Source organism: Microbacterium sp. SA39, from assembly GCF_000967865.1.
GTDB lineage: Bacteria > Actinomycetota > Actinomycetes > Actinomycetales > Microbacteriaceae > Microbacterium.
In genome coordinates this window covers 1-2,124 of sequence record NZ_JXRU01000006.1, presented here as the reverse complement: position 1 = coordinate 2,124, position 2,124 = coordinate 1, and the positions used below count along the sequence as shown (strand labels likewise).

Genomic DNA, 2,124 nt, shown 5'->3' with positions numbered 1-2,124 from the left:
GCTAGCGACGAAGCCCGAGCAGCAACCTACGACACCTGGCTCCATCACTACAATCACCACAGACCCCACACCGGCATCAGCGGCCAAACACCCTCAGACCGCGTTCACAACCTCACGGGGAAGAACATCTAGACGCCGCGCCCCGCAAGGGACTGACACGAGAGAGGGTGAGCGACATGGGCGCGATGGACGAACTGATCACCCCGACGGTCGTTGCGCAGTTGCGAGCGGCGTTGATAGCCACCGGCACGTCCGCCGGCTTTCCTACCTTGGCGGCGGCGGAGACGGGCGTGCAGGGCGCACGTCTCCGCCAGCGGGTGGATCTGGTCCGCGATGCACTGCTCAGCGACGCTCCGGCGGGCTTCTCGGCTGCTGAGCGGCTAGTCGTGGATGTCATGGATGAACCTGCTTTCGCCGGGTGGATGATCTGGCCCGTCACCGAGTTCGTGGCATTCCGTGCGCTGGAGTCCGGGTCAGCGGCGGACTTCGACGATGCCATGGCGCTACTGGCACGCCTGACAGTCGAGTTGACGGGAGGATTTGCGATTCGAGATCTACTGATCGCTCGTCCGGAGCGTGCGCTGGAGATCATGGGCTCGTGGACAGGTCACGAAAACGAGCACGTACGACGGCTCGCCACCGAGGGTTCTCGCGCCTACCTTCCCTGGGCTAAGCGGGTGCCCTGGCTCCTCGCGCACCCTCAGGGGACTCAGCGCATCGTCGACGCCACCTACCGCGACCCGAGTGAGTACGTGCGACGCTCGACCGCCAACCATCTCAACGACCTGAGCCGCGTCGATCCCGAAATCGTCACCGAGATCGCTGCTGGGTGGGCGGCCGCGCCGGACGCGAACACCCCGTGGGTGCTTCGACACGGGCTGAGGACACTCATCAAGCAGGCCAATCCCGCGGCGCTCACTCTCGTCGGCTTCACAGGAACCGCCTTGCGCGTGACGCGGCCGCGCATCGCAACAACGGAGGTCCCCTGGGGCGGTGCGCTGACCTTCGACGCGGTAGTCATCAACGACGCAGAGACGGATGCCACGGTGGCAATCGACTACACCGTCGGATTCCAGCGGTCCAATGGCTCGATCAGCGAGAAGACCTTCAAACTCGGATCACGACAGATCGCCGCCGGCGACAGTGCGATCGTCACCAAGACGCACTCTTTCCGCCTCATCGCCACGCGCACGTACTACGCGGGCCAGCATCACATCACTGTGCAGGCCAACGGCGTGCTCTCCCCGCGCACGGAGTTCGTCTTGAAACACCTGGACCCGGCAGATCCGTTCGACCCGAGGAGTCGATCATGAACGACGTAGCCGAGACGGTTCTCCGCATCGTGTCCGCCATACCCAGCGGACACGTGCTGACCTACGGAGACATCGCCGCGAGAGCGGGCACGGGGCCGCGAGCGGTCGGGCAGATTCTGCGCAGCGGCGGGCATGATGGGCCGTGGTGGCGGACGGGCGTGACGCCCTGAGAGCGCCTCAACCGGTTTGCGTCTTGCGGGCAGGCCCCGCGGGGGAAGCGTCAGTTGCTGGACCATTCGCGTTCAATTTCGCGAGCATTCGCAACGCAAGGGTGAAGACGCCACTGGCGACGATGCCGGCGCCCAGACCGTAGAAAGCGTATAGAGGGAATAGCCAGTCGCCGATGATGAGTCCGATGATCGCCCACGCGGCCGCAGGCCCCGCGAAGGCGAGCAGCGCCAACATCCAGTCGTGAGATCGTGCCCGGCGGCGGAGCCAGACCGTACTCACAAGGACGAAGAGTGTAGTCAGTGCTGCGAGTACCAGTGCCCAGCCGAGCGCGGGAAGGGCGCGTTCGGCCCAGTTCTGCGGGGTCATCGCGACGACGAAGGCGTTCGTCACGAGCGCGTTCGCGATTGCCAGAACAGCAGCGGTGATCGCAAGCGCCTTCCAGTACGTTGCGGCCTTTGCGCGCATCGTACGGCTCAGCTCTGCTCGGTTGCCGGGTGGTCGTCGACGGCTAGCTGTGATGTCCAGGCAGGTTGTTGAGTCTGCTGATGGGTGGGGCTCCGACGGCGGAGTGGTGCCTGTGATGATTGTAGAAGTGGATCCAGCCCGGTAGGGCAGCGCGTCGTTGGGTCTCCGATTCGTA

Annotated in this window: 4 protein-coding genes and 1 pseudogene; 3 read left to right on the top strand and 2 right to left on the bottom strand. The window is 64.9% G+C overall.

The window, feature by feature from the left end; genetic code table 11:
- The 3 genes from RS85_RS19160 to RS85_RS19155 all read left to right on the top strand — a co-directional run.
- A partial coding sequence (locus tag RS85_RS19160; RefSeq protein WP_152642283.1) for an integrase core domain-containing protein occupies positions 1 to 132 on the top strand: 132 nt, incomplete at its 5' end.
- Between the two features lie 44 nt (positions 133 to 176).
- Complete coding sequence (locus tag RS85_RS00035; protein ID WP_046011371.1) at positions 177 to 1,313, top strand: DNA alkylation repair protein; 1,137 nt, start codon at positions 177 to 179, stop codon at positions 1,311 to 1,313.
- The gene (locus RS85_RS19155; RefSeq protein ID WP_082087416.1) at positions 1,310 to 1,483 is read left to right on the top strand and encodes an MGMT family protein; all 174 of its coding nucleotides are present in this window, start codon (positions 1,310 to 1,312) and stop codon (positions 1,481 to 1,483) included. The genes RS85_RS00035 and RS85_RS19155 overlap by 4 nt, the downstream gene beginning before the upstream one ends.
- A gap of 7 nt (positions 1,484 to 1,490) precedes the next feature.
- Here RS85_RS19155 and RS85_RS00030 read toward each other — a convergent pair whose 3' ends face one another.
- Both RS85_RS00030 and RS85_RS19395 read right to left on the bottom strand, forming a co-directional pair.
- Complete coding sequence (locus RS85_RS00030; protein ID WP_046011370.1) at positions 1,491 to 1,949, bottom strand: hypothetical protein; 459 nt, start codon at positions 1,947 to 1,949, stop codon at positions 1,491 to 1,493.
- 43 nt (positions 1,950 to 1,992) lie between these two features.
- Positions 1,993 to 2,124: pseudogene (locus tag RS85_RS19395) on the bottom strand (IS481 family transposase); the annotation flags it as partial.